Annotated in this window: 21 protein-coding genes; 14 read left to right on the top strand and 7 right to left on the bottom strand. The window is 65.3% G+C overall.

Translation table 11 applies throughout. From position 1 onward, the window contains the following. Nucleotides 1-9: 9 nt before the first annotated feature. Nucleotides 10-1,188, top strand: coding sequence for an amidohydrolase (locus tag BMI85_RS02885; RefSeq protein WP_078599439.1), 1,179 nt, complete (start codon nt 10-12; stop codon nt 1,186-1,188). A 54-nt stretch (nt 1,189-1,242) separates the two neighbouring features. Here the strand turns inward: BMI85_RS02885 and BMI85_RS02890 are convergent, their stop codons facing one another. Next, nucleotides 1,243-4,095 carry a hypothetical protein gene (locus BMI85_RS02890; RefSeq protein ID WP_078599440.1) on the bottom strand — a complete coding sequence of 951 codons (2,853 nt, stop codon included), beginning with the start codon at nt 4,093-4,095 and terminating at the stop codon, nt 1,243-1,245. A 141-nt stretch (nt 4,096-4,236) separates the two neighbouring features. Here BMI85_RS02890 and BMI85_RS02895 point away from each other — a divergent pair, with 141 nt between their 5' ends. After that, nucleotides 4,237-4,890: a thiamine diphosphokinase gene (locus tag BMI85_RS02895; protein WP_078599882.1), complete on the top strand. Its 654-nt coding sequence runs from the start codon at nt 4,237-4,239 to the stop codon at nt 4,888-4,890. Between the two features lie 4 nt (nt 4,891-4,894). Here BMI85_RS02895 and BMI85_RS02900 read toward each other — a convergent pair whose 3' ends face one another. After that, nucleotides 4,895-5,845 carry a LysR family transcriptional regulator gene (locus tag BMI85_RS02900; protein WP_078599441.1) on the bottom strand — a complete coding sequence of 317 codons (951 nt, stop codon included), beginning with the start codon at nt 5,843-5,845 and terminating at the stop codon, nt 4,895-4,897. A 166-nt stretch (nt 5,846-6,011) separates the two neighbouring features. Here BMI85_RS02900 and BMI85_RS02905 point away from each other — a divergent pair, with 166 nt between their 5' ends. Beyond that, the gene (locus BMI85_RS02905) at nt 6,012-7,370 is read left to right on the top strand and encodes an aminotransferase (protein WP_078599442.1); all 1,359 of its coding nucleotides are present in this window, start codon (nt 6,012-6,014) and stop codon (nt 7,368-7,370) included. Nucleotides 7,371-7,505: 135 nt separating this feature from the next. Then, entirely contained in the window at nt 7,506-8,003 is a 498-nt protein-coding gene (locus BMI85_RS02910) for a hypothetical protein (RefSeq protein ID WP_078599443.1), read from the top strand. A gap of 103 nt (nt 8,004-8,106) precedes the next feature. Here BMI85_RS02910 and BMI85_RS02915 read toward each other — a convergent pair whose 3' ends face one another. Next, nucleotides 8,107-9,486: a DEAD/DEAH box helicase gene (locus tag BMI85_RS02915; protein ID WP_078539702.1), complete on the bottom strand. Its 1,380-nt coding sequence runs from the start codon at nt 9,484-9,486 to the stop codon at nt 8,107-8,109. A gap of 464 nt (nt 9,487-9,950) precedes the next feature. Then, nucleotides 9,951-11,330 carry an L-serine ammonia-lyase gene (locus tag BMI85_RS02920; protein ID WP_078599444.1) on the bottom strand — a complete coding sequence of 460 codons (1,380 nt, stop codon included), beginning with the start codon at nt 11,328-11,330 and terminating at the stop codon, nt 9,951-9,953. Nucleotides 11,331-11,483: 153 nt separating this feature from the next. On the opposite strand from BMI85_RS02920, the gene BMI85_RS02925 reads away from it, so the two are divergent. The 7 genes from BMI85_RS02925 (at nt 11,484) to BMI85_RS02950 (ending at nt 18,874) form a co-directional block, all read left to right on the top strand. Further along, nucleotides 11,484-12,500: a Hint domain-containing protein gene (locus tag BMI85_RS02925; RefSeq protein ID WP_143594966.1), complete on the top strand. Its 1,017-nt coding sequence runs from the start codon at nt 11,484-11,486 to the stop codon at nt 12,498-12,500. 85 nt (nt 12,501-12,585) lie between these two features. Beyond that, on the top strand, nt 12,586-13,371 hold the full coding sequence (rpiA, locus tag BMI85_RS02930) for a ribose-5-phosphate isomerase RpiA (RefSeq protein WP_078519635.1): 786 nt from the start codon (nt 12,586-12,588) through the stop codon (nt 13,369-13,371). Nucleotides 13,372-13,513: 142 nt separating this feature from the next. Beyond that, entirely contained in the window at nt 13,514-14,866 is a 1,353-nt protein-coding gene (gor, locus tag BMI85_RS02935; RefSeq protein WP_078599446.1) for a glutathione-disulfide reductase, read from the top strand. A gap of 55 nt (nt 14,867-14,921) precedes the next feature. Beyond that, entirely contained in the window at nt 14,922-16,103 is a 1,182-nt protein-coding gene (hflK, locus tag BMI85_RS02940) for an FtsH protease activity modulator HflK (protein ID WP_078599447.1), read from the top strand. Continuing rightward, nucleotides 16,103-17,035, top strand: a complete 933-nt coding sequence (locus BMI85_RS02945) for a protease modulator HflC (RefSeq protein WP_143594967.1) — start codon at nt 16,103-16,105, stop codon at nt 17,033-17,035. The genes hflK and BMI85_RS02945 overlap by 1 nt, the downstream gene beginning before the upstream one ends. Further along, a complete protein-coding gene (locus BMI85_RS21015) occupies nt 17,035-17,226 on the top strand; it encodes a DUF2065 family protein (RefSeq protein ID WP_134331877.1) in 192 nt (63 codons plus the stop codon). The genes BMI85_RS02945 and BMI85_RS21015 overlap by 1 nt, the downstream gene beginning before the upstream one ends. A gap of 175 nt (nt 17,227-17,401) precedes the next feature. After that, nucleotides 17,402-18,874: a DegQ family serine endoprotease gene (locus BMI85_RS02950; RefSeq protein ID WP_078519638.1), complete on the top strand. Its 1,473-nt coding sequence runs from the start codon at nt 17,402-17,404 to the stop codon at nt 18,872-18,874. A gap of 124 nt (nt 18,875-18,998) precedes the next feature. On the opposite strand, the gene BMI85_RS02955 is transcribed toward BMI85_RS02950, so the two are convergent. The 3 genes from BMI85_RS02955 to BMI85_RS02965 all read right to left on the bottom strand — a co-directional run bounded on the left by BMI85_RS02955 (nt 18,999) and on the right by BMI85_RS02965 (nt 21,556). Continuing rightward, entirely contained in the window at nt 18,999-19,442 is a 444-nt protein-coding gene (locus tag BMI85_RS02955) for a GNAT family N-acetyltransferase (protein ID WP_078599448.1), read from the bottom strand. Between the two features lie 201 nt (nt 19,443-19,643). After that, complete coding sequence (locus BMI85_RS02960; protein ID WP_078599449.1) at nt 19,644-20,882, bottom strand: MFS transporter; 1,239 nt, start codon at nt 20,880-20,882, stop codon at nt 19,644-19,646. Between the two features lie 110 nt (nt 20,883-20,992). Further along, nucleotides 20,993-21,556 carry a peptidoglycan-binding domain-containing protein gene (locus tag BMI85_RS02965; protein ID WP_078599450.1) on the bottom strand — a complete coding sequence of 188 codons (564 nt, stop codon included), beginning with the start codon at nt 21,554-21,556 and terminating at the stop codon, nt 20,993-20,995. A gap of 167 nt (nt 21,557-21,723) precedes the next feature. Between BMI85_RS02965 and BMI85_RS02970 the strand changes: the two genes are divergently transcribed. The 3 genes from BMI85_RS02970 (at nt 21,724) to BMI85_RS02980 (ending at nt 23,875) form a co-directional block, all read left to right on the top strand. Continuing rightward, complete coding sequence (locus BMI85_RS02970) at nt 21,724-22,047, top strand: 2Fe-2S iron-sulfur cluster-binding protein (protein WP_075776110.1); 324 nt, start codon at nt 21,724-21,726, stop codon at nt 22,045-22,047. Next, complete coding sequence (locus tag BMI85_RS02975; protein ID WP_078599451.1) at nt 22,047-22,808, top strand: VCBS repeat-containing protein; 762 nt, start codon at nt 22,047-22,049, stop codon at nt 22,806-22,808. The genes BMI85_RS02970 and BMI85_RS02975 overlap by 1 nt, the downstream gene beginning before the upstream one ends. Nucleotides 22,809-22,924: 116 nt before the next feature. Continuing rightward, entirely contained in the window at nt 22,925-23,875 is a 951-nt protein-coding gene (locus tag BMI85_RS02980) for a cation diffusion facilitator family transporter (RefSeq protein ID WP_078599452.1), read from the top strand. Nucleotides 23,876-23,993: the final 118 nt, after the last annotated feature.

Raw genomic sequence — 23,993 nt, forward strand, 5'->3', positions numbered from 1 at the left:
ATTAGCCCGATGACCAGCGCGCCCTGCCCCCTCCCGCCCGACAGCCTGACCAATTCCGACATCGCGGAACTGACCGCGTGGCGGCACCGTCTGCATCAGGACCCAGAGCTTTCCGGCGAGGAACGCGACACCGCCGCGCGGGTGGTCGCGATGCTGCTGCCGACCGCCCCGGACCGGGCGCTGACCGAGCTTGGCGGCCACGGGGTCGCCGCGATCTACGAGGGGACGGAGCCCGGCCCGACGATTCTCCTGCGCTGCGAATTGGACGGACTGCCGATCCACGAGACTGGCACGCCGCCTTACCGGTCGAACTTTCCCGGCAAGGGGCATCTGTGCGGCCATGACGGCCACATGGCGATTCTCGCGGGCGTGGCGCGCTGGCTGTCGCGCAATCGTCCTGCGCGGGGCCGCGCGATCTTGCTGTTCCAACCCGCCGAAGAGACGGGCGCGGGGGCTGCGGCCGTGATCGCCGATCCGCGCTTTGCCGAGATCGCGCCCGATCTGTCCTTCGCCTTGCACAACATGCCCGGCGTGCCCTTCGGGGCAGCGGCGCTGCAGGACGGGGTGATGAACTGCGCCTCGCGCGGCATGAAAATCACGCTCACCGGGTGGACCGCCCACGCCTCGCTACCCGAAAGCGGTCGTTCCCCCGCCCCGGCACTGGCCCGGCTGCTGAGCGATCTGACCGCGCTCGGCAACGAGCTGCACCAGAGCGATCCCGATTTCGCGCGCGTGACGATCACCCATGCGCGGCTCGGCGAGCCCGCCTTCGGCGTCGCTCCCGGCGCGGCGGAGCTGTGGGCGACCCTGCGCACCCAGCGCGATGCGGGGATGGCGGGGCTCGTGGAGAAAGCCGAGACGATGGTGCACGAGGCCGCCGATGCGCTCGGGCTGGAGCGCGAGATCACCTATCACGACGTCTTTCGCCATTGCGAAAACACCCCCGAAGCGACCGAAATTCTGCGTACTGCGCTGCAGGCCGAGAGGATCGAGACCACCGAGACCGATCTGCCGATGCGCGCCTCCGAGGATTTCGGGCGTTTCGCCGATCACGGTCCCGCCGCGATGGCGCTTCTGGGCGCGGGCAACCGTCCGGCCCTGCACAACCCCGACTACGATTTCCCCGACGCGCTGATCGCCCCCGGTGCGCGCGTCCTGATCCAGTGCCTGCGCGCAAGGCTGTACTGATCCAATAAGAAAGGGCGGCCCCGCAGGACCGCCCTTTCAGATCTGTCGCCGGGCTTACTGCCCCGAAGCCATCTTCGCCTCGTCCCAGTAGCGCGAGGCTTCGGTGATCGCATATTGGCCGCGCTTCACCTTGGTGATCTTGCCCTGACGCAGCAGGCGCCCGAAGACGCGCATCCGCTCTTCGCGCGGCACGTCAGCGGCATCGTCCATGACGGACAGCTTGCGCATGATCTGCGGCGGCGAGAAATGCGGGCGCCCCTCCACGGCCGAAGTATAGGCGGCGGCGGCTTCCAGCAGATCGGAGAGGCCCTGCGTGCCGAGGCTTTCCGCGAATTCGGCGAAGCTGGTCGCCTGCTCGGGGTTCATCGGCGTGGTTTCGGATTCGTCGCCTTGGGCAACGGCGAACTGACCTGCCGAGACACGGCGCGGACGGATCGCGGCGGCGGGCTGAGCAGCCGGCTGCTCGACCTCCTCGACCTCCGAGGCTTCCTCTGCATCGACGCGCTGTTCGGAAACCAGCACCAGCGGCGCGGGGCGCAACGGATCGGGACGGCGCGATGCCGTCTCGCCCGAGCTGACCGGGCGGCGCGGGCGCACGGCCTGGGTCAGATCGGCGCGGTAGGGTTCGGACCCGTCCTCGTCCTCGACGCCCCCTTTCGCGGTGTCCTGCCCCTTGGCCAGACGATCCGCAACGGTCGCGGCGACGGCGGCCTTGAGATGCGCGATCGCGGAGAAGCGGCGGCGGGTTTCGACCACTTCGGCCTGCTTGTCGGCCTCGGCCAGAAGGCGATCCACCTCGGCTTCGCGGTCGGTCTCTTCCTCGGAGAGCGACGCGGCCTCGCGTGCGGCAACCTCGGTCGGGGCTTCCGCCTCTTCCGTGTCTTCCGCATCGGCGGTCTCGACGGTTTCGGCCTCTGCCTCCGCGTCCTCGGCTTCGGTCTCGTCTGCGGCCTCGGCGTCAAATTCCGGTGCGAAGACGTCGGCGGAGATATCCTCGGCCTCATCCTCGGCCACGGTGTCGTCTTCCGACATCTCGGCTTCGGCTTCGGCCTCTTCGGCGATGATCGCGTTGCCCAGAACCAGCACGTTTTGCGCGTCGAGCGATGCGGTTGCCAGGGTCGCCTCGGGCTCTTCCGCTTCGGGCGCGGCGGCCTCGTCTTGCGTCAGAACCAGCGGCGCGTCGACCGACTCGTCTTCCAGATCGGACAGGTCGATATCGGGCAGCTCCAGGTCTTCGTAAACATCTGCCTGCGCAACCGCCTCGTCCGGGGCTTCGTCAGCCGTCTCGATTTCGGCGCCGGTGAAGAGGTTCTCCATCTGCAGCGCGGCGAGTTCGCGCATGAGATCGGCTTCGGCTTCGGGCGAGAGGCGCCCCGGCATCCGGCTGTCGCGATCACCTTCATCCTGCGGCTGCTCTGCCTGCGGCGCGACCGGAGCAGGGCTGGCCTCCTCTGTCGTTTCGCTCAACTCGGCAGCCAGACGTGCGGCGAGGTCGTCCTCCTCGGCCTCTGCCTCCAGCTCGGCCTCGGTTTCGACGTCTTGCTCGGCTTCGGCAGCCACTTCAGGTGCCGGTTGCGCGGCGTCGTCCTCGACCTGCTCGGCAGCCGGGATCGATTGTTCCTCTGCGCTGTCTGCCGTGGCCGCATCGTCGGTCTGCGCCGGAAGCTCTTCCGACGCCTCCGCTGCAACCTCCGCAGTCGCGGCTTCGATCGTTTCGCGGCGGCGCACCTTGATCACACGCGCGCGCATCCGCGGCGCGGCGGGCGCGTCGGCCTCAACGGTGGTATCAGCCGAGGTCTCTTCGGTTTGGTCCTCGGCCTGCTCAACCGTTTCCTCTTCGGTCGCACCGAGTTCTTCGGCTGCGGCCTTGAGTGCGGCGATGCGCTTGGCACGCTTGGCCGAACGGCGCGCGCGGCGGGCCGCCTGACGGCGCCCCATCTGGTCGTCGGTCGGGCCAAACGCGGCTTCGGCTTCGTCGGCAGCGTCCTCTTCCGAGGCATCGGGTTCGGCTGCTGCGATGTCTTCGGCTTCAACCTCATCCGCTTCGGCGACGGGCTCTTCCTCGGTGACGACGTCTTCGTCTTCGCGAGCAACTTCCGCCACTTCTTCGTTTTCTTCCGCAATCTGTTCGAGCGCGGCCTCTGCCGAGGCTTCTTTTGCCACCTCCGCCTCGGGCATCTCGGCCTCGGGCTGCGTGGGTTCGGAGGCTTCGCGTTCGATTTCCTCGGCGCTCAGCGGGCCGGAAATGTCGAGGTCATAGCCGAAATCTTCGGCTTCGCTCGACGGCTCGGTCTCGAAGCGGTCCAGAAGCGCCTCGGGGACGGAAACGGGCTCGTCTTCCTCGGCAAAGCTGTCGGCCTGAACCACGCGGGCGCGGGCCACGGCTTCGCGGATGCGCTGCAGCTTGGTGGCGACGGTTTCCGGCTGCGCGAAGCCTGCTTCGGGTTCGGCGGGCTGGGTTTCAATCTCGGGCTCGGGCCGCTCTGCGACTGGTTCGGGCGCGGCTGCCGGCTCGGGCGTCTCGGCGACCTCTGGCTGCGCGGGCGCTTCGGCGGAAGGCGCGGCTTCTTGCGGCACCTCCGACGTCACCAACGGCTCTTCCTGAGCGGGTGCAGGCGCTTCGTCCGCTGCAGCCTCGCCACCCAGAAGCGTGTCTTGCTGGCGCAGAACAACGCCGTTTTCTTGAATTTTCGCTTCGACCCGGCGCTGAATTTCGCGCTCTGCGATACGGTGAAGCATCTCCGCATCGGGCTGGGGCGGCTCTGCACCGAAATACCGGTCGTCGGCAGCCAGATCGCGGAAATACTCCGCAATCGCCTTCATCGTGTTGAAAGGCTCATCAAATCCTTCCAAGGTGCACGAAAAGGTGCCGTAGGATACGGTCAGGATCTTGCTCGCACCAACCATGGACCACTCGCTTTCTATTGGACCTCAATGCGTCGACATTCCTGTCCAACTGGTTCTTTCGCGTGGACGAAAGAAGGCATTTGAAAGGTTTTTTACCGGTCTCGATTGTCTTTCTTTGCCACAATCGTCATCAATCAGCCCATGATTAGCAGTATTGTCCATTCGTCAACCGGGGTTTCGCTTCTCGGCGCCGGCGCAGTTAACCATGCGGATGTTGACGAAGCGTTGACAATCGCCCCCTGTCTCGTGGCCGCAGATGGCGGTGGAGATCGGGCCTTGTCGATGGGTCTCGAGCCCGAAGCGGTGATCGGCGATCTCGATTCCCTGTCGGATGCGGCGCGCACGACACTTGGCCCGCGCGTGCATCAGGTGGCCGAGCAGGACAGCACCGATTTCGCGAAATGCCTGCAACGGATCAAAGCGCCGTTCATCCTGGCGCTCGGCTTCACGGGGATGCGGCTCGATCACACGCTGGCCGCGATGACTGACCTGATCCGCACGCCGCACCGGGTCGTGATGCTGGCCGAGGAAGAGGTGATCTTCCGTTGTCCCCCGTCCCTTTCGCTGGATGTGACGGAAGGCACGCGGGTCTCTTTGTTTCCGTTCGGCGAGGTAAAGGCGCGCTCGGAAGGGCTGCAATGGCCGCTTGACGGGATCGGCTTCACACCCGCCGAGCGGGTCGGCACGTCGAACCGGGCGACGGGGCCCGTGCGGATCATGCTGGAGGGGCCAGCCCTGATGATGCTGCCACGCGAAGAATTGGCCACCGCCCTGACAGGTCTGGGGATCGGCTGAGGCGCTAGCCCGCCTCGACCCGCAATGTCCCGTCCAGCCACGGCGCTTCTTCCAGCGCCGGCTCGACCACGCGTTCTTGCAGCAGCGCCCGCAGGCGGGCGGCCACTTTCGCGGGCCAATCCGCCATCATCCCGTCGCGCGCGGCCAGCACGATGCGCCGGGTCAGCGGCGGCCCGTCGAGCGGCGACAGCGCCAGCCCCGCGCGCGGCGCATGACGCACCGCCGAGGGCGTCAGGATCGTCCAGCCCCGCCCCGCCGCGACCAGCGCGAGGATCGCGGGATAGCTGTCGAGTTCCAGTTGATGCGGCGGCGCCTTGCCCGTTTGCGCGAGATGCGCGGCGATCTGGCGCCCCATCAACGTGCGCTGGGAATAGTGGATCAGCGGCAGCGACGGATCTCTTTTCGCAGGTGCATCGGCGGGATGAATGGCGAGGAACGGTTCGGTCAGAAGCGGGTGCAGCTCGATCCCGTCGAGCGCCGCGCCCTGCGGCTCGGCCGCAACGGCGACATCCAAGCCGCGCGCTTCGAGCTTCGACAGCAGCCGGTGGCTCGGCCCGGTTTCCAGCTCGAACCGGCAGGTGCTGAGCTCGTCGGCCATGCCCGCCAGCAGAAGCGGCGTCACCTCGGCCTCGAAATCCTCGATCATGCCCAGCCGGAAACTCGTGAGCCCCGCCGGATCGGCCTGCCCCACCCCGGCACGACCGCGGGCCAATTCGTCCAGCATTGCCTCGGCATGAGGCAGGAAAGCCCGCCCCGCTGCCGTCAAAGCGAAAGGTCTGGCCGAACGGTCCACGAGCTCCGCGCCCAAGGCTCCCTCCAGACCCGCAAGCTGCTGGCTCACCGCCGAGGCCGAAACGCCCAAGCGGCGCGCGGCTGCGGTGGTCGCGCCTTCCTCCGCCGTGGCCACGAAGACCTCGACCGCCCAGAGGCTGATGCGCGGATTGGGGGCGGGCATGGGAGGCTCCGTGATCGGGGAGGCGATAAGGCTTGAGGCGCAGACTGCCCTGCCCCGCCCCGGCGCGCAAGCCATGCGGCATCCTGGCACATCGCGGACCATTGACGCCGACCGCGCCGCGGATAGCCTCGCTTTCATCCATCGCCCATCCCGGAGGAGTCGCGAGATGAAAGACCAAAGCTGGCAGGCCCGCGCCGATGCGCATAGCTTCTACGGTTTCACCGATCTGCCCACGATCCATGATCGCGGCGCGGTCGTCGTGACCCATGGCGAGGGGCCGTACATTTTCGACACCGAGGGGCGGAAATATCTCGATGCGAATTCGGGGCTCTGGAACATGGTCGCGGGGTTCGACCACTCCGGGCTGATCGAGGCGGCACAGGCGCAATATGCGCGTTTCCCCGGCTATCACGCCTTCTTCGGTCGGATGTCGGATCAGACGGTGATGCTGTCCGAGAAGCTGATCGAGGTCTCGCCTTTCGAGGACGGCAAGGTGTTCTACACCAACTCCGGCTCCGAGGCGAACGACACGATGGTCAAGATGCTCTGGTTCCTGCATGGGGCCGAGGGCAAACCGCAGAAGCGCAAGATCCTGACCCGCAAGAACGCCTATCACGGTGTCACGGCGGTCTCGGCTTCGATGACCGGCAAGCCCTACAACTCGGTCTTCGGCCTGCCGCTGCCGGGGTTCCTGCACCTCACCTGCCCGCATTACTGGCGCGAGGGCCACGACGGCGAGACGGAAGAGCAATTCACCCAGCGCCTCGCGAATGAGCTGGAAGCGACGATCATCAAGGAAGGCGCGGACACGATAGCGGGCTTCTTCGCCGAGCCGGTGATGGGTGCGGGCGGGGTGATCACGCCGCCCAAAGGCTATTTCCAAGCCGTATCGAAAATCCTGAAGAAATACGACATCCCGCTGATCTCCGACGAGGTGATTTGCGGCTTCGGGCGCACCGGAAACACCTGGGGCTGTGAGACCTATGACTTCCAGCCCGACGCGATCATCTCGTCGAAGAACCTCACCGCCGGGTTCTTCCCGATGGGCGCAGTGATCCTCGGGCCGGAATTGTCGGACCGCCTGCAGGCGGCCTCCGAGGCAATCGAAGAATTCCCCCACGGCTTCACCGCCTCGGGCCACCCGGTCGGCTGCGCGATTGCGCTGAAGGCGATCGACGTGGTGATGAACGAGGGGCTGGCCGAGAATGTCCGGCGTCTGAGCCCACGCCTCGAGGCGGGCCTCGCCCAGATCGCGCAGAACCCCAATATCGGCGAGCTGCGCGGCGTGGGCTACATGTGGGCGCTGGAAGCGGTGAAGGATCGCGAGAGTAAGACGCCGTTCGACGGGTCGCTCTCGGTCTCGGAACGCATCGCCAATGCCTGCACCGATCAGGGGCTGATCTGCCGACCCTTGGGGCAATCGGTGGTGCTGTGCCCGCCGTTCATCCTCACCGAACCACAGATGGACGAGATGTTCGAGAAGCTGGAAACGGCGCTGAAGAAGGTGTTTGCAGAGGTGGGGTGACCCGCCAAACCGCGAGATCGCCTGCGTTCTGTCTTAGGCACCCCGACGCATAATTCAGTCCAACTGGCGAAAATTATGCTATTTTTAACTCGCCCCCTGTGGGCGAGGTAAATTGCGTTGGTCGGAGGAACCCGCATGAGCCGTCTTCTCAGAGTACTTATCTGCGCCGCCCTGATCGCCCTCGGTGCGCTCTCGCCAGCCTATGCCGCCGATAGCATCGGCAATGTCGGGAAGTGGAGCGTCTTCGAAGAGAGAAACGGCACCATGAAGACCTGCTGGACAGCGACCGCGAATGATCGGCGGGTTCTGCTGAATGGCTCGCTTCTCTATGTCGCGGTGACGAAGCACTCGGGCAGGCAACCGGAGCTGTCCGTCTATGCCGACCGACGGCTGCCCCGCTCTGGCGGAATGACCATTACGATCGGGCAGAGCAAATTCCGCCTGCGTTCGACAGGGCAATATGCCTGGCTGGATCAACGCACCGACAAGCTTGCGATCAACGCGCTAAAACAAGTTGAGGCGGCAGGCGGGAACGCGAATTTCACCGTCTCCATTCCGAAAGTGGGCGTCTTCGACTTCTCTGCAAAAGGCTTCGCCGCCGCGTTGGACATGACATTGAAGCGATGCAGATGACGGCTGTGGATGCGTTTCGATTGGATCGTTCGGACGCGTCTCACATGGACCGGACGGACGAATTGAAACGGGCCGCATCTTACGATGCGGCCCGCTGTCAATTTCATGCAGCGCCTGCATTGCGCCGACGCGGGCGACGCCGCTTCGGCGAGGCGTTGCCACCGGCATCGACCTTGGGCTTGGCTTCGGCGCGAGGTTTCGAGCGCGCCTGGGCCTGAGCTTGACCTTGCGGCTGCCCCTGCCCCTGCGGTTTGCCCTGAGGCTTGCCACCGCGACCCTTGTTGCCGCCAGAGCGCGGACCGCCGCGACCGCGGCCTCGAGCTGCACGCGCCGAGGGGCGCACGGCCGCAGACGGGCGTTCGCCGCTCGCGGTCGGGATCTCGATCTTCATCAGCTTTTCGATCTGCAGGAAGTTATCTGCCTCGTCCGGCGAGCAGAAAGCAATCGCCTCGCCCTCGCGCCCGGCACGCGCGGTGCGCCCGATGCGGTGGACATAAGCGTCCGGCACGTCCGGCAGGTCGAAGTTCACGACATAGGACACGCCCGGAATGTCGATCCCGCGCGCGGCCACGTCGGTCGCGACCAGCACGTTGACCTTGCCATCGCGGAAGCCCTTGATCGCGCGGTCACGCTGGCCCTGCGATTTGTTGCCATGGATCGATTCCGCGTTGTAGCCATCGGCGCGCAGGCTCTTCATCAGCTTTTCCGCGCCGTGCTTGGTGCGGGCGAACACAAGCGTCAGCGCGCCCATATCGGCCGAGAGAATATCGCGCAGCTTGCGGGCCTTCTCGGCCTTGCTGTCGAGGAAGTGCACCGACTGGGTGATCTTGTCGGCGGCCTTGCCCGGGGGCGAGACCTGCACGCGCTTGGGATCGGTCAGATACGCCTGCGAGATTTCTTCCATCTGCTTCGGCATCGTGGCCGAGAACAGCAGGGTCTGGCGCGGCGTGCCAAGGCGCGACGCGATCTTGCGCAGCGCATGGATGAAGCCGAGGTCGAGCATCTGGTCGGCCTCGTCGAGCACCAGATGGCGGGTGTAGCGGAGGTCAACCGCGCCGCGATCCATCAGGTCGATCAGACGGCCCGGGGTGGCGACGAGAATGTCGTTGCCGCGATGCATCATGGTGATCTGACGGTTGATCGACTGGCCGCCGACGACGGTGGCCACGTTCATCTTGGTGCCCTGAACGAGCCCCGCGAGGTTGTCGGCGATCTGGTTCACCAGCTCGCGAGTCGGCGCGAGGATCAGCGCCTTGCAGGTCTTGGGCGAGGGTTTGCCTGGCTGCGCCATCAGCTTGTCGATGAGCGGCAGGCCGAAGGCCAGCGTCTTGCCGGTGCCGGTCTGGGCGAGGCCCAGCACGTCATGGCCCGCAAGAACCAGCGGGATCGCTTTTTCCTGAATCGGGGTCGGCTGGGTGAATTTTGCGCGTGCGAGCGACTTGAGAATGGCCGGGGAGAGCCCCAGCGAAGAGAAATCGGACAATGCCTATCCTTTATGGCCGAGGCTCCCAACGCGGGGATGCGCACGGCGATCAGCCCGGACGGGATTGTCCGGAGCGCAGGTTGACGCAGACCTCGGGACAGGCGGGCTAGTCCCGCGTGGTCCGGTCTTGCGTGTCAGAACCCTGCGTGAATGGGAACTCGGGAGGTATCGCCGGTGCGCCTCTCTCGGGCGCGGCTTGCTCACGCGGCAGTGCGGCGATTGGGGGTAAATGCGCGTGATGGCGCGAAAAGTCAAGGGGGAGCGTGTTTTGAGGGCTTCCCTTGGAGTGATGCCCCGCCCGGGCGACCAGCCCGGGCCGCGCCCGACCTCCCCCCGGGAGGGCGCATCTACGCAAGCTGCGCGCGCTCGGCCTTCGAGAGAGGTGGCACGATAAAGTGCAAACCACCTAGCGAGCATGCGCCCACCCGAGGTCGGGCGCAGCCCTCAGCACGAATGAGGCACCCTCAGCAGTTCGGCACGTTCACCGCCAGCCCGCCGAGGCTCGTCTCCTTGTAGTGCTCGTGCATGTCGCGGCCCGTCTGGCGCATCGTCTCGATCGCCGCATCGAGCGGCACGAAATGCGTGCCATCTCCGCGCAGCGCCAGCGAGGCCGCCGACACCGCCTTGATCGCACCCAGACCGTTGCGCTCGATGCAGGGCACCTGTACCAGCCCTTTCACCGGGTCGCAGGTCATGCCGAGGTGATGCTCCAGCGCGATCTCGGCCGCGTTCTCGATCTGCTCAGGCGTGCCGCCCAGCACGGCGGCCAGCCCCGCCGCCGCCATCGCCGCCGCGGATCCGACCTCGGCCTGACAGCCGCATTCCGCCCCCGAGATCGAGGCGTTGGTCTTGATCAGCCCGCCGACGGCCGCCGCCGTCAGCAGGAAATCGGGGATTTTCGCGGAGGACGCCGAGGGCACATGATCGAGCCAGTAACGGATCACCGAGGGCATCACGCCCGCCGCCCCGTTCGTCGGCGCGGTGACGACCTGCCCGCCGGCGGCGTTTTCCTCGTTCACCGCCATCGCATAGGCCGAGATCCAGTCGTTGATCTGATGCGGCGGCGCAAGGTTCTGACCCCAATCCGCCTTCAGGCTCTCATGGATCGCCTTGGCGCGACGCTTCACCCGCAGACCACCGGGCAACTCGCCCTCGCTGGTCAGCCCGCGCTCCATGCAATCGCGCATCGTGATCCAGATTTTCTCGAGACCTTCGTCGATCTCTTTCGGGCCGCGGAAGCGCGCCTCGTTGCGCCGCTTCATCTGCGCGATGCTAAGACCCGAGGCATGGGCCATCGCCAGCATTTCCTCGGCGGTTTTGAAGGGGAACGGCACCGGGCTCGGCGCGTCGCGGGCGGCATCGTCGACCGCGGCCAATTCGGCCTCGGTGCGCACGAAACCGCCACCGATCGAGTAATAGACCTCGTGCATCAACACGTCGCCCTGCGCGTCGCGCGCCTCGATCACCATGCCATTCGCATGGCCGGGCAGAGACGTGTCGTAGTCGAAGATCAGATCGGCCTCGGGGTCGAAAGCTAAAGGCGGCAAACCATCAGGCTTCAACAGGTGGTCGCGCGCATTCGCAGCCAGCAATTTCTCGGCCAGATCGTTATCGTAGCTCTCGGGCACCACCCCTGCGAGCCCGAGGATCGCGGCCCGATCCGTCGCATGCCCCTTGCCGGTGAAGGCGAGCGAGCCATGCAGACGCACCCGCACCCCATGCGCGGTGAAGGGCGAGGCCCGGAGCGCGTCGAGAAACCGCGCGCCCGCTACCATCGGCCCCATCGTATGCGACGAGGACGGCCCGACGCCGATCTTGAAGATATCGAAGACGCTCAGAAACATGCGACCTCCCTGCCCTGATTTTGGCCCAGACTGCCGTGTTCGCCCCCGGACCAACAGCCCCAAAACGACCCCGCCACGCGCAAAAGCAACATCGTTGACGCGATATTCAGGATTATCACGCAGCCTGAGCGGCGAAAGGCTGTGGTGGGCACGATGCCGATTTTCGGTGCATGGCAATTTTCGGACCTGATCGTATCGGGCCCGGACCCGTTCGGGTCGAACGCGTTGGCGAATGCCGATGCGGTGGGTGCGACCAGCTTCACGATCGATGCCTCTGCTGCGGTGCAGATGATCGATCTGACCGATGACGACGCCAATCTCGAAGATGCTGACGGCTCGCAGGAACTCTCCCTACCCACGACATTCGACGGCATCGCCTGGGGCGCAGGTGCGGCGGGCGATGTCGAAATCGAATACAGCTATGTCATCCGTCCGGCGGGCTCCGCCGATCCGGCCGACAATATCACGATCTTCGTGCTGGAATTCGAGGGCGACGTGCATGGCATCGCGTCATCCCAGCGGCTTTTCGCGGGGCAAACCTACGACATCGTCGCAATCGACAGCAACGATCCGATTATCCCCTATACCGACCTCGCGGTCTGCTTCGCCCGCGGCACCCGGATCGCGACCAAGCAAGGCCCCGTCGCGGTGGAGGATCTGCGCCCGGGCATAAAAGTGCAAACCGCCGATAACGGCTATCGCGAATTGATATGGACGGGACGCTGGCGGATGACCGAGCGCGACGAGAACGCACCGATCCGCATTGCGAAAGGCGCGCTTGGCAATGACCGCGCCTTTGAAGTCTCGGCCCAACACCGGCTGCTGGTTCGCAGCCGCGCGGGCGTCCTTGGCGGGCGGGAGCTTCTGATCCCGGCCAAGGGGTTACTCGATCTGCCGGGGATCGCGCGGGCGCCGCGTCCGCGCATCGAATGGCTGCATCTGCTGTTCGAAGCGCATGAGATCGTCTTCGCGGACGGGGCGGCCGTGGAAAGTCTCCTGCCCGGCCCGATGGCGCTGCGCGGGGTTGGCCCTCAAGAGGCCGCACGGCTGCGCGCGCTGATGGCGGAGAACCCGCTCCTCACCCAGCCCGCGCGTCCAATCCTGCCCCCGGGGCAGGCGCGACGCCACGCCAAGCAGGCAGGCGGGATGCGACAATTCCTCCTGCGCTGAAGACAGGCCGACAAAGCCCTCGCCTGAGCGGTTGTGATTGCCTATAAGCGTCGGCAACTCAGACTGCCCATGAATGGAGTGCCAAATGGCTGCCGACCTCTCCCCGATCGACAAGGCGAAATTCGCCGCCGCCCGCCGTGCCGTTGACCTCGTTGAAGACGGGATGCGTGTGGGCCTCGGCACCGGCTCGACCGCTGCATGGATGGTGCGCTGCCTTGGCGAGCGTATCCGCGACGAAGGTCTGCAGCTGATCGGGGTGCCCACCTCCACGCGCACCGCCGATCTCGCCCGTCAGGTCGGTATTAAGGTCGTGGCGCTCGACGAAGCGAAATGGCTCGATATCACGATCGACGGGGCAGACGAATTCGACCCCGACCTGAACCTCGTGAAGGGCGGCGGTGGGGCGCTGCTGCAAGAAAAGATCGTGGCCACCGCCTCCGATCAGATGGTCGTCATCACCGACGCTTCCAAGGAAGTGAACCATCTGGGCGCCTTCCCCCTTCCCGTCGAGGTCGTCCCCTTCGGCTGGCAGGTCACCCGCGCGCTGATCGAGGAACTGCTGGATTCGATGGACGTGATGGGCCGCCAGACCTCGCTGCGCCTGAACGGTCAGCAGCCCTTCGTGACCGATGAGGGCAATTACATCGTCGATCTGCATCTCAACCGCATCGGCAACCCGCGTCAGCTGGCACTGGTGCTGAACCAGATTCCCGGCGTGGTCGAGAATGGCCTGTTCATCGACATCTGCGACAAGGTCATCATCGGCGGGACCGACGGCAAGGTCGAAATCCGCGACATCAATGAGGGCACGGTGGCCAACGAGACCATCGAGTTCGCCGAGGACGAGAATATCTTCCGCGATATGGACTGATTTTCGCGCAGGGCGCGCGCCTCGGGGATGCAACGCTGTGACGCATCCCCGCCTTGCGCGCGTCTTTCCGTCCCCGCCTTGCTCCTGAGCGCATGGACCGCTAAGCCAAGACGCAAGGAATATCAGGAAGGAAGGCGCCCCCATGAGCTTCGACTACGACCTTTTCGTCATCGGCGGTGGCTCGGGCGGGGTGCGCGCGGCTCGAATTGCCTCGGGCCATGGCGCGCGCGTCGCACTGGCCGAGGAATACCGGATGGGCGGCACCTGCGTGATCCGCGGCTGCGTCCCGAAGAAACTGATGGTCTTCGCCTCCACCGCGCCGGCGGCTATCGAAGAAGCCCGCGCCTATGGCTGGAGCGCGGATGCAGGTCAGTTCGACTGGCCGGGTTTCCGCGGCAAGCTGGATGCGGAGCTTCACCGGCTCGAAGCGATCTATCGCAAGGGGCAGGAAAACGCGGGCGTGAAGGTCTTCGACCAGCGCGCCACCGTGTCTGGCCCGCATGAGGTCACGCTGGCCGATGGCACGAAGATCACCACCAAGCACATCCTCGTCGCGGTCGGCGGACGGCCCTTCGTGCCCGAATTCCCGGGCTGCGAACTGGTGATGACCTCGAACGACATCTTCAAGCTCGACACCCTGCCCAAGCGCATCCTGATCGTCGGCGGCGGCTATATCGCCTGCGAATTCGCCTGCATCCTCAACGGCTTGGGCGTGGAGGTCACGCAATACAATCGCTCGCCCCTGCTACGCGGCTTCGATGGCGAGGCGCGCGATCTGATCGTGGATCAGATGCAGGCGAGCGGCATCGACATTCACACTCATGTCGTGATCACCGAGATCGAGAAGACCGAGAACTGCCTGAAAGTCACCTGCGGCGACGGGCGCGAGGAAGAGTTCGACGCGGTGCTCTACGCAACGGGCCGCACGCCGAACACCGAAGGGCTCGGCCTCGAGACCGCGGGCGTGGAGCTGGGCGAGCGCGGCGAGGTCATGGTCGACGAATGGTCGCAGACCAACGTGCCCTCGATCTTTGCGGTGGGCGATGTGACCGACCGCATCAACCTGACCCCGGTCGCGATCCGCGAGGGCCACGCTTTCGCCGATACCGTCTTCGGCGCCAATGCCCGCGCCTCCGATCATGAGCTGGTGGCCTCGGCCGTCTTCACCCAGCCCGAATTCGGCACCGTCGGCATCACCGAGGAAGAGGCCGAGGAACGCGGCAATGCCGAGGTCTACGTCTCGAGCTTCCGGCCGATGCGTTCGAGCTTTGCGGGCTCCGACGCGCGGGTGCTGATGAAATTGATCGTTTGCCGCGAGACGCGCTGCGTGCTGGGCTGCCATATCGTGGCCCCCGAAGCAGGCGAATTGATCCAAATGGTCGGCATCGCCGTCAAAATGGGGGCAACCAAGGAACAATTCGACGCGACTTGCGCGGTCCACCCGACCATGGGCGAAGAGCTCGTGACCATGCGGAACCCTGTAAGACATTATTGAAATCACGGAAAAGATACCCAACTGTCCGACAAGATAACGGAAAGGTGAGGAGCATATGAGCAACGGAGGCCCCTGGGGCGGCGGAGGCGGTGGCGGCGATGACCGCGACGACGACCGCGAAGACAAGCGTCCCGGTCAGCGACGTCCCGGTGAGGGCGCGCAAATCCCGGAAATCGAGGAATTCATGCGCAAGGGCTCCGAGCAGCTCAAGGTGCTGATGGGCGGCAAGGGAGGCGGCAATCGTCCCAACCGTCCCAATGGCGGCGGAGGCGGCAAGAGCCCCTTCCCGGCAAAGACCGCGGTCGTCATCGGCCTCGTGGCTCTGGTTGCGATCTGGCTCGGCTCCTCTCTCTACAAGGTGAACCCGGAAGAGCGCTCGGTGGAGCTGATGTTCGGGCGCTACTACGCGACCAAAGGCCCCGGCCTGAACCTCGCGCCGTGGCCCTTCATCACCTATTCCAAGGTTCCGGTGACGCGCGAACAGACCGTCGATATCGGCTCGGGCCGCGCAGGCACGAACGATACCGGCCTGATGCTGACGGGCGACCAGAATATCGTCGATCTCGAATTCCAGGTGGTCTGGAACATCAGCGATCCGGCGAAATACCTGTTCAACCTCGGCGATCCGCAGGACACGATCCGCGCGGTGTCGGAATCGGCGATGCGTGACATTATCGCGCGCTCGAACCTCGCGCCGATCCTGTCGACCGCACGTGGCGAGATCGCGGGCGATCTGCGCTCGGCGGTGCAGAACACGCTCGACAGCTATGATGCAGGCATCAACATCGTTCGTGTGAACTTCAACCGCGCCGACCCGCCGCGCGAGGTGATCGACAGCTTCCGCGAAGTGCAGGCCGCCCAGCAGGAGCGGGACCGCCTCGAGAAGGAAGCCGACGCCTACGCCAACAAGGTCACTGCAGGCGCTCGCGGTGAGGCCGCTCAGGTCAAGGAAGAGGCCGAAGGCTACCGCGCGCAGATCGTGAACGCAGCCGAAGGTGACGCCGCGCGCTTCAACTCGATCCTCACGGAATACGAGAAAGCGCCCGAAGTGACCAAGCGCCGGATGTTCTACGAGACCATGGGCAAGCTGCTGCAGAACGTCGACAAGGTCGTCGTGGACACCAAGGACGGCGCTGGCGGCGTCGTGCCGTATCTGCCGCTGGATCAGCTGCGCAAGAACTCCGGCTCGGCGTCCAACACCACCAACTCGACCGCTAACACGGGAGGAAGCAACTGATGCGCGGACCTATCGCAATTGCCGTTCTCGTTGTTCTCATCTTCCTCGGGCTGAATTCGGTCTTCGTGGTGGACGAACGTGAAAAGGCCCTCGTGCTGCGCTTCGGTGAGGTGCAGCAGGTGAAGACCGAGCCCGGTCTCGGGTTCAAGATCCCGATCGTGGACACCATCGTGAAATACGATGACCGCATCCTGAGCCTGACCACGCAGCCGCTCGAAGTCACGCCCGAGGACGACCGTCGTCTCGTGGTCGACGCTTTCGCGCGCTGGCGCATCGTCGACGCGGTGAAATTCCGCGAAGCGGTGGGCGCGGGCGGTGAGACGACCGCAAAGAGCCGCATCGACGGCATCCTGAACAACGCGATCCGCGAAGTTCTGGGCTCGGTCCCTTCGACGGCTGTGCTGTCGGATGACCGGACGCCGCTGATGAACCGCATCCGCGATCTGGCACGTCGCGAGGCGCTGTCGCTGGGCGTGGACGTGATCGACGTGCGTCTGACGCGCACCGATCTGCCCGAGCAGAACCTCGCCTCCACGTATGGCCGGATGCGGGCAGAGCGTGAACGCGAAGCCGCAGACGAGCGCGCCCGCGGCGCCGAGGCCGCACAGCGCATCCGCGCAACCGCCGACCGTACCGCGGTCGAGGTCACGTCCGAGGCCAAGAAACAGGCCGAGATCGTGCGCGGTGAAGCCGATGCGCAGGCCAACAAGGTCTATGCGGATGCCTACGGCAAGGATCGCCAGTTCTTCGCCTTCGTGCGCGCGCTGCAATTCTACGCGCAATCGATGAAGACGCAGACCTCGTCGCTGGTGACGCAGCCCGACAGCCTCTACTTCGATTACGGGCGCTTCCTGCGCTCAATCGGGGAGAACCCGGGGCCCGAAACCGGTGCAGGCCGGGGCAGCGCATCTGCGAGCCAAGTCGGCCAGTGATGGCGATGCTTTTGACCGGTCTGGGACTGGTCCTTGTGATCGAGGGGCTGGCGCTTGCGCTGGCCCCTTCACGTATCGAGGAGGCGCTGGATATGCTGCGCGCGATGTCGGCGGGCCAACGTCGCACCCTCGGCCTCGCAGCTCTGGCGACGGGAGTGGCAATCCTCTGGGCGCTGCGAATGTTCGGATAATCGCCCCTGTGCCCGCGCCTTGGGCGCAAGAGAGCGCGCCTTCAGCCCCCTGCGACGCAATTTCCTGTCGTGAATTTTGGCGAATAACTTCCCTTCGCCCCTCCCTGCTCCTACATTTCAAATCAAAGAGAGCATCGCGCCGGTCTTCCGCACCGGCGAAGCAAGGGAGAGCCATATGACAATCCTCACCGGACCCGGATCCATGCTGCGCGCCGGATTGAGCGCCGCCACGCTTGCCGTGGCGCTCGCCTGCGCCCCTCTGGCCGGGCCCGCCTATGCCCGCGCCGCCCCGGAAAGCTTTGCCGAACTCGTCGATCAGGTATCCAATTCGGTGGTGAACATCACCACCTCGACCACGGTGGCCGCGCCGACCGGTGACATGCCGAACTTCCCGCCCGGCTCGCCCTTCGAGGATCTGTTCCGCGATTTCGGCCTGCCGAACCCGAACGCCCCCAATGGCCCGAACGGACGGGGCGCGCCGCGTCGCTCGAATGCGCTCGGCTCCGGTTTCGTGATCTCGGAAGACGGCTATATCGTCACCAATAACCACGTCATCGAAGATGCCGACGAGATCGAGATCGAATTCTTCTCGGGCAAGCGGCTCGACGCGAAACTGGTGGGCACCGATCCGAAAACCGACATCGCCCTTCTGAAGGTCGAGAGCGATTCCCCCCTGCCCTTCGTTGCCTTCGGCGACAGCGACGCCGTGCGCGTCGGCGACTGGGTGATGGCGATGGGCAACCCGCTGGGTCAGGGCTTCTCCGCCTCGGCCGGGATCATCTCGGCGCGCAACCGCGAGCTGTCCGGCAGCTATGACGACTACCTGCAGACCGACGCGGCGATCAACCGTGGCAACTCGGGCGGACCGCTTTTCGACATGGAAGGCGAGGTCGTCGGCGTGAACACCGCGATCCTGTCGCCCAATGGCGGCTCGATCGGGATCGGCTTCTCGATGGCGTCGAACGTGGTCGCGAAAGTGGTCGAACAACTCAAGGAATATGGCGAGACGCGGCGCGGCTGGCTGGGTGTAAAAATTCAGGACGTCACCGCGGACATGGCTGAAGCGATGGGGCTCGAGGCCCCCGAAGGCGCGCTTGTCTCCGAAGTGCCCGATGGCCCCGCGAAGGAAGCCGGGATCGAGGCGGGCGACGTGATCACCTCCTTCGATGGCGGCGAGGTCAAAAGCACCCGCGATCTGGTGCGTCGCGTGGCCGATGCGCCTGTGGGCGAGAAGGTCCGCGTGACCGTGATGCGCGATGGCGAGGCCAAGACGCTTCTGGTGACGCTGGGCCGCCGCGAAGCCGCTGAGGGCGAACAGCCCCCGAAAGCCGTGCAGGCCCCGCAGGAGGTCGAGAAGGACATGCTCGGCCTGACCGTGACGCCTCTGACGGATGATCTGCGCACCGAGATGGGCCTGACGAAAGAGGCCAACGGCCTCGTCATCAAGCAGATCGACGAGACGTCTTCGGCCTATGAGAAGGGTCTCCGCGTCGGCGATCTGATCACAGAGGTCGGGCAGAAGCCGGTCTCCGCGGTCGATGACTTCGAAGAGCGCGTGCAGGCGGCGAAGGATGCGGGGCGCAAGTCGATCCTGCTGTTGATCCGCCGCGCTGGCGAGCCGCGTTTCGTGGCCCTCCCCGTGGAGTGATCCGCACGTTTCAAAACGATAGAAAAGGCGCCCCGCGGGGCGCCTTTTTCAGTAAATGGTGCGCGTGAGAACGTTGAAGGCTCGAAGCGCAATGGCCGCTTCGAGACCTTCACGATCCCCGCAACTACAGGGATTTCGAGAGCAGGTGCGCGTCAACGCCTTCTGACCGGAAGCCGCAGTTTTCGTAGAATGATTGGGCCGTAACGGTGCTTTCCAAACGGCAGCGCCGGATGCCACGCGCGCGCAAGACGTCCTCCAAGCCTGCGAGAATAGCCTTGCTGACGCCACCAAAGCGGGCATCGGGATGGACATAGTTCAAGAGGATGTCGCCGCTCAGGGTGGCCATGCCGACCCCTATGACCTTCCTGTTCCGCTCGGCCACTAGCACTACGGCGTCATCCCGCGCGATCCACTGTCGCCAGGTCTCGACCGTCTTATTGCCAAGCCAGTCTTCGATTTCGGACGGATCGTTCTGATGATCTGCAACACAGAGTTCGGTGATCGAGCGACGCAGGGTGTTTACCCCTTCGACAGCATCGGCATCCATCGCGTGCCTGATCTCGATCATGCTTCCTCACTCTCCGCCTCTAGCTTACCGACGCCGCGTTTGTCCGCAACAGCGGCTTCGTCCCGCTTAGCCGACACCCGCCGCAGACAGCTCCCGAAGTTCCCGTCGGGAGCTGCTGATCGACATGGTGTTGCGCCTACAATACGTTCGGCCCCAAGCTACACCATTTACTGCATGGGGCTGACCCGCGGGGCGCCTTTTTCATTGCGCCGCTTCGCGCGCCCGCACCCGGCGCGAGGCGATCGTCAGGCTCCCGGCGGCCAGCACGCACCAGACCGCCATGCCCAGCATCTGGGTCGGCAGTTCCACCCCCATATCGATCAGCACGCCCGTGATCCCCGGCCCCACGGCAGTCGAGAGCACCATCGAGGCCACGATGATCGCACGGATGCCGCCGAGGTTCTTCACGCCGTAGACCTCGGGCCAGAGCGCACCCATCAGCGTGCCGGAAAACCCGTTCGACATGCCAAGCAGCGCCATGAAGGCATAGACGCCCCAGACCGGCGTGACCAAGGCGACCGTCAGCGAGGCAAGCGTCAGCGGTGCCAGCACGAAGGGCAGCAGGCGCAGCGCCCCGAACCGGTCGATCAGCCCGCCGCAGACGAAGCCGAAGCCCACCGTCGCGATCGACATCACCGGGAAAGCCGCCGCGAAGGCAAGCGGGGAGTAGCCGCGCAGCCCGGTCAGGTAGCCTTGGTGGAAGAAGATCACCGTGCCGATGAAGGGCGGCGCGAGCAGTCCCGCCAGCAGCATGTAGAGGACCGGATCGCGGATCACCTCAGCACGGGTCCAGTCGCGCGCGGTGCCAGAGGCGCTCGATTGCACCTCGGTCGCGTTGGGCACCCGCTCGACCTGCATCAGCCGCATCAGGAGCGGCCAGGCGATCAAGACCAGCACCCCGGCCGAGAGCCACCACGCGAGATGCCAATTGCCGCTCGCCTGCGCGATCAGCACCACCAGAACCGGCAGCAGCGCAGAGCCGAAAGGCTGGCCCGGGACGATCAGCGACATCGCCTTGCCGCGGCTCGCGACGAACCAGCGGCCGATCTCGGTGAAGGCGATCTCGGTCATCATGCCCTGCCCGAAAAGCCGCAGCATGTAGATCGCCACCGTCAGAAAGATCAGGTTCGGCGCGAGCGTGATCCCGACACAGGCCAGCGCGAGCAGCGGAATGGTAAAGCGCACGACCTTCCAGCCGGGCATCAGGTCGAGCGTGCGCCCGAGGAAGGGCAGCGTCGAGGCCGAGGCCAGTGTCGCCACCATGTAGAGCGCCCCGAAGGTGCCACCCGACAGACCGAACGTGGCCCGGATGTCATTGCCCGACAGGCCGATGAAGAAGGTCTGCCCGAAGGAGGAGAACAGCGTCAGCAGGAACCCCGCGCCGAGCCAGCGGGCATTGTCGCGCATGAAGCGCAGGTTGCTGCCGAAAAGCTTTTGCATGATGCCCCCTGATCCCTTGGCCCCCGGTTAGAGACCGTTCCTCCCAAAGGCACAACCCCGCCGCCTGCGCAAAGGGCTGTGCAGCGATGCGATGGCGGTCGCGGACGGCCTCAGTTCGACCAGATATAGAGGCCCAGTTCCTGCGCGGCGCGCACCGAAAGCGTCGGGCTGTCGAGGCCGCGGGGCGCCTGATAGGCCGCGATCGCGCGGCCCGTCGCCGGGTCCAGCTTGCCGTCGGCGGGGCCGGAATAAAGCCCGCGCAGCGCCAGCGCGCGCTGGGTCATCGCAACGAAAGCGGGCGTCAGATCTTCCGAACAGACGGATTCGAAATAGCGCGGCTTGCCGCTATCGACGAGCTTCTGCCCGCTCAATTCGCGATAGATCGCGGGCTGCGTGACCTTGCCGGTCTTCGGGTCGCGCTGTTCGGGGAGCACCTGCACCTGCCCGGTCACGGTCTCGACCTTGGCCGGGCCTTTGAGTTGGGTGAAACATCCCTGCGCGTCGTCGGCGGGCGGGCGGCTTTGCAGCACATGGGCGAGCGTCTTGGCGGGCGGGTCCTTCGGTGTGGCGTCCGAGCCCTGCGCCGTGGGCTGACAGCCCGCCAGCCCCATCGTCACACCCAACGCCACCAGCACCGCCCGCGCCGTGCCGAAGTTTTCAGCGATCTGCCGCATTCTTGTCTCCGCCTGCCTTGGGCCGGCAGACTAGCCGATATCTACGCTGCGGCAATCCCTTGCCCGTGATAGCCCGCCTCTGGCCAAATCACCGAAAGCAGCTTAGATCACTTGCGACCGGCCCCGCCGGCAAGCGCGTTTTGATTACGAACAAGAGGCCCCGAGCTATGGCGAAAATCACCTATGTCGAATTCAACGGCACCCGTCACGAGATCGACGTGAAGCCCGGCATGACCGTGATGGAAGGCGCACGCGACAATGGCGTGCCCGGCATCGACGCCGATTGCGGTGGCGCCTGCGCCTGTTCGACCTGCCATGTCTATGTCGACAAGGACTGGATCGAGAAACTGCCTCCGCGCGATCCGATGGAAGAGGACATGCTCGACTTCGCGTACGAGCCCGATCCCGTCACCTCGCGCCTGACCTGCCAGATCAAGGTCACGGACGAGCTCGACGGCCTGATCGTCAACCTTCCCGAAAAGCAGATCTGATGCGACGCGCGGTGGCCCTCGCTTGCGCGCTGGTCACCGCTGCCGCCCTGCCCGCGCGGGCCGAGATGTCGGTCGCCGCGCAATTCACCGAGCCGACGGACCGCTATGGTCACGGCGCGCTCGGCCCCGATCATGAATTCGCAAATCTCCAGATCGACGTGGCCCGCAAGGCGGGCAATCCCAAGGGTCTGTTTTCAGGCCACAGCACGTTGACCTATGACCTGCGCCTCGACCCTGACATGGTCTATGAGGACACGAGCCCGCGCCTGAGCGATCTCGACGGCGATGGCATCGCCGAGGTGATCGTGGTGCAATCGCATCTGAAGTTCGGCTCGCGGCTTCTGGTGCTCACGGTGAAATCGGGCAAGCCGGAATTCCTCGCCGCGACGGATTTCGTGGGAGAGCCGAACCATTGGCTCGCGCCCATCGGCGTCGCGGATTTCAATGGCAACGGGCATCGCGATATTGCGCTGATCGATGCGCCGCATCGGTTGGGTGTGCTGCGCCTGTTCGAGTATCGCGACGGCGCTTTGCACCCGACCTTCTCGGGCGGCTCGTTCACCAATCACCGTTTCGGCTCTGACACGATCTTGGGCGGGGTGCGCGATTGCGGCGCCGGACCCGAGATGATCGTCGCCAGCTTCGACTGGTCGGAACTGCTTGCGCTTTCCGTGACGCCCGCAAACGCGGTGAACTGGACGCGCCTCGGCACCGACACCTCGCCCGGCGGTTTCGCGAATGCGCTGAACTGCAACGGCTGACCCCTGCCGTACCGGCCTCGCGGAACCGCCCTGCCCCCGCCCATGTTACCTCTGCATCACGACACCGGCGCGCGGTCGTTCCTCCCCGTCGCGCGCCCCGATGCAGGATCCCAGCCATGGCCGAAGCCCAAGCCTCCGAAGAAAAGCCGATTGCCGTCTATGGCGCGCTCGCCGCGAACCTCCTGATCGCCATAGCGAAATTCGTGGCGGCGGCTTTCACGGGTAGCTCGTCCATGCTGGCGGAGGCGTTCCACTCGGTGGTCGATACCGGCAATGAGGGGCTGTTGTTGCTGGGCCACAAGCGCAGCAAGAAGAAACCGGACGAGAAACACCCGTTCGGCTATGGCAAGGAGCTGTATTTCTGGTCGCTCGTCGTCGCGATGCTGCTGTTTGCGATCGGCGGCGGGCTCTCGATCTATGAGGGCATTGTCCATATCCAGAACCCCGAGCCGATCGAGAAACCGATCTGGAATTACGGTGTGCTGCTCGTGGCCTTCCTCGCCGAGGGCACGTCCTGGGTCATCGCGATCCGTCAGCTTCTGAAGCAGCGCAAACCGGGCGAAGGCTATTTCAAGGCCTTCCGCCGCTCCAAGGATCCGTCGATCTTCGTCGTCGTCGCCGAAGACAGTGCCGCCCTTCTTGGCATCCTCGCGGCCGCGCTTGGCGTCTATCTCTCGGTGACGTTCGAGAATCCGTTCTTCGACGGCGCGGCCTCCATCGTCATCGGGCTCATCCTGATCGTCGTGGCGATCATCCTCGTCTACGAGACCCGCGCGCTGATCATGGGCGAGGCCGCTGACCGCGACGTGCGCAAGTCGATCCGCGAGATCGCGACCGGGTTCGACGAGGTCGCAGAGGTCAAACGCCTCCTGACGATGCATTTCGCGCCCGATCAGGTGCTGGTGAATATCGAGCTGAAGATGCGCACAGGTCTCTCGCCCGAGGCGATCTTCCACGCGGTGGAGGCGGTGCAGAAGAAAATCCATGAGGCCCATCCCGAGGTTTCGAGCGTTTTCCTCGAAATCGAATCCCTGCGCGGCACGCAGCCCGAAAACGCGGCGGCCTGAGGCCGCGCGCCGCGCCCCCGACGCGATGCCGCTTTTCACCGCAACGCCGTCGCTTTCTCCCGCGCCCCTCCCCGGACTCGGGGTGATTGTGTCCCCACCCCCGGCGCGCTAGGAAACC

This window comes from Thioclava sp. DLFJ4-1 (assembly GCF_002020145.1).
Classification (GTDB): domain Bacteria; phylum Pseudomonadota; class Alphaproteobacteria; order Rhodobacterales; family Rhodobacteraceae; genus Thioclava; species Thioclava sediminum.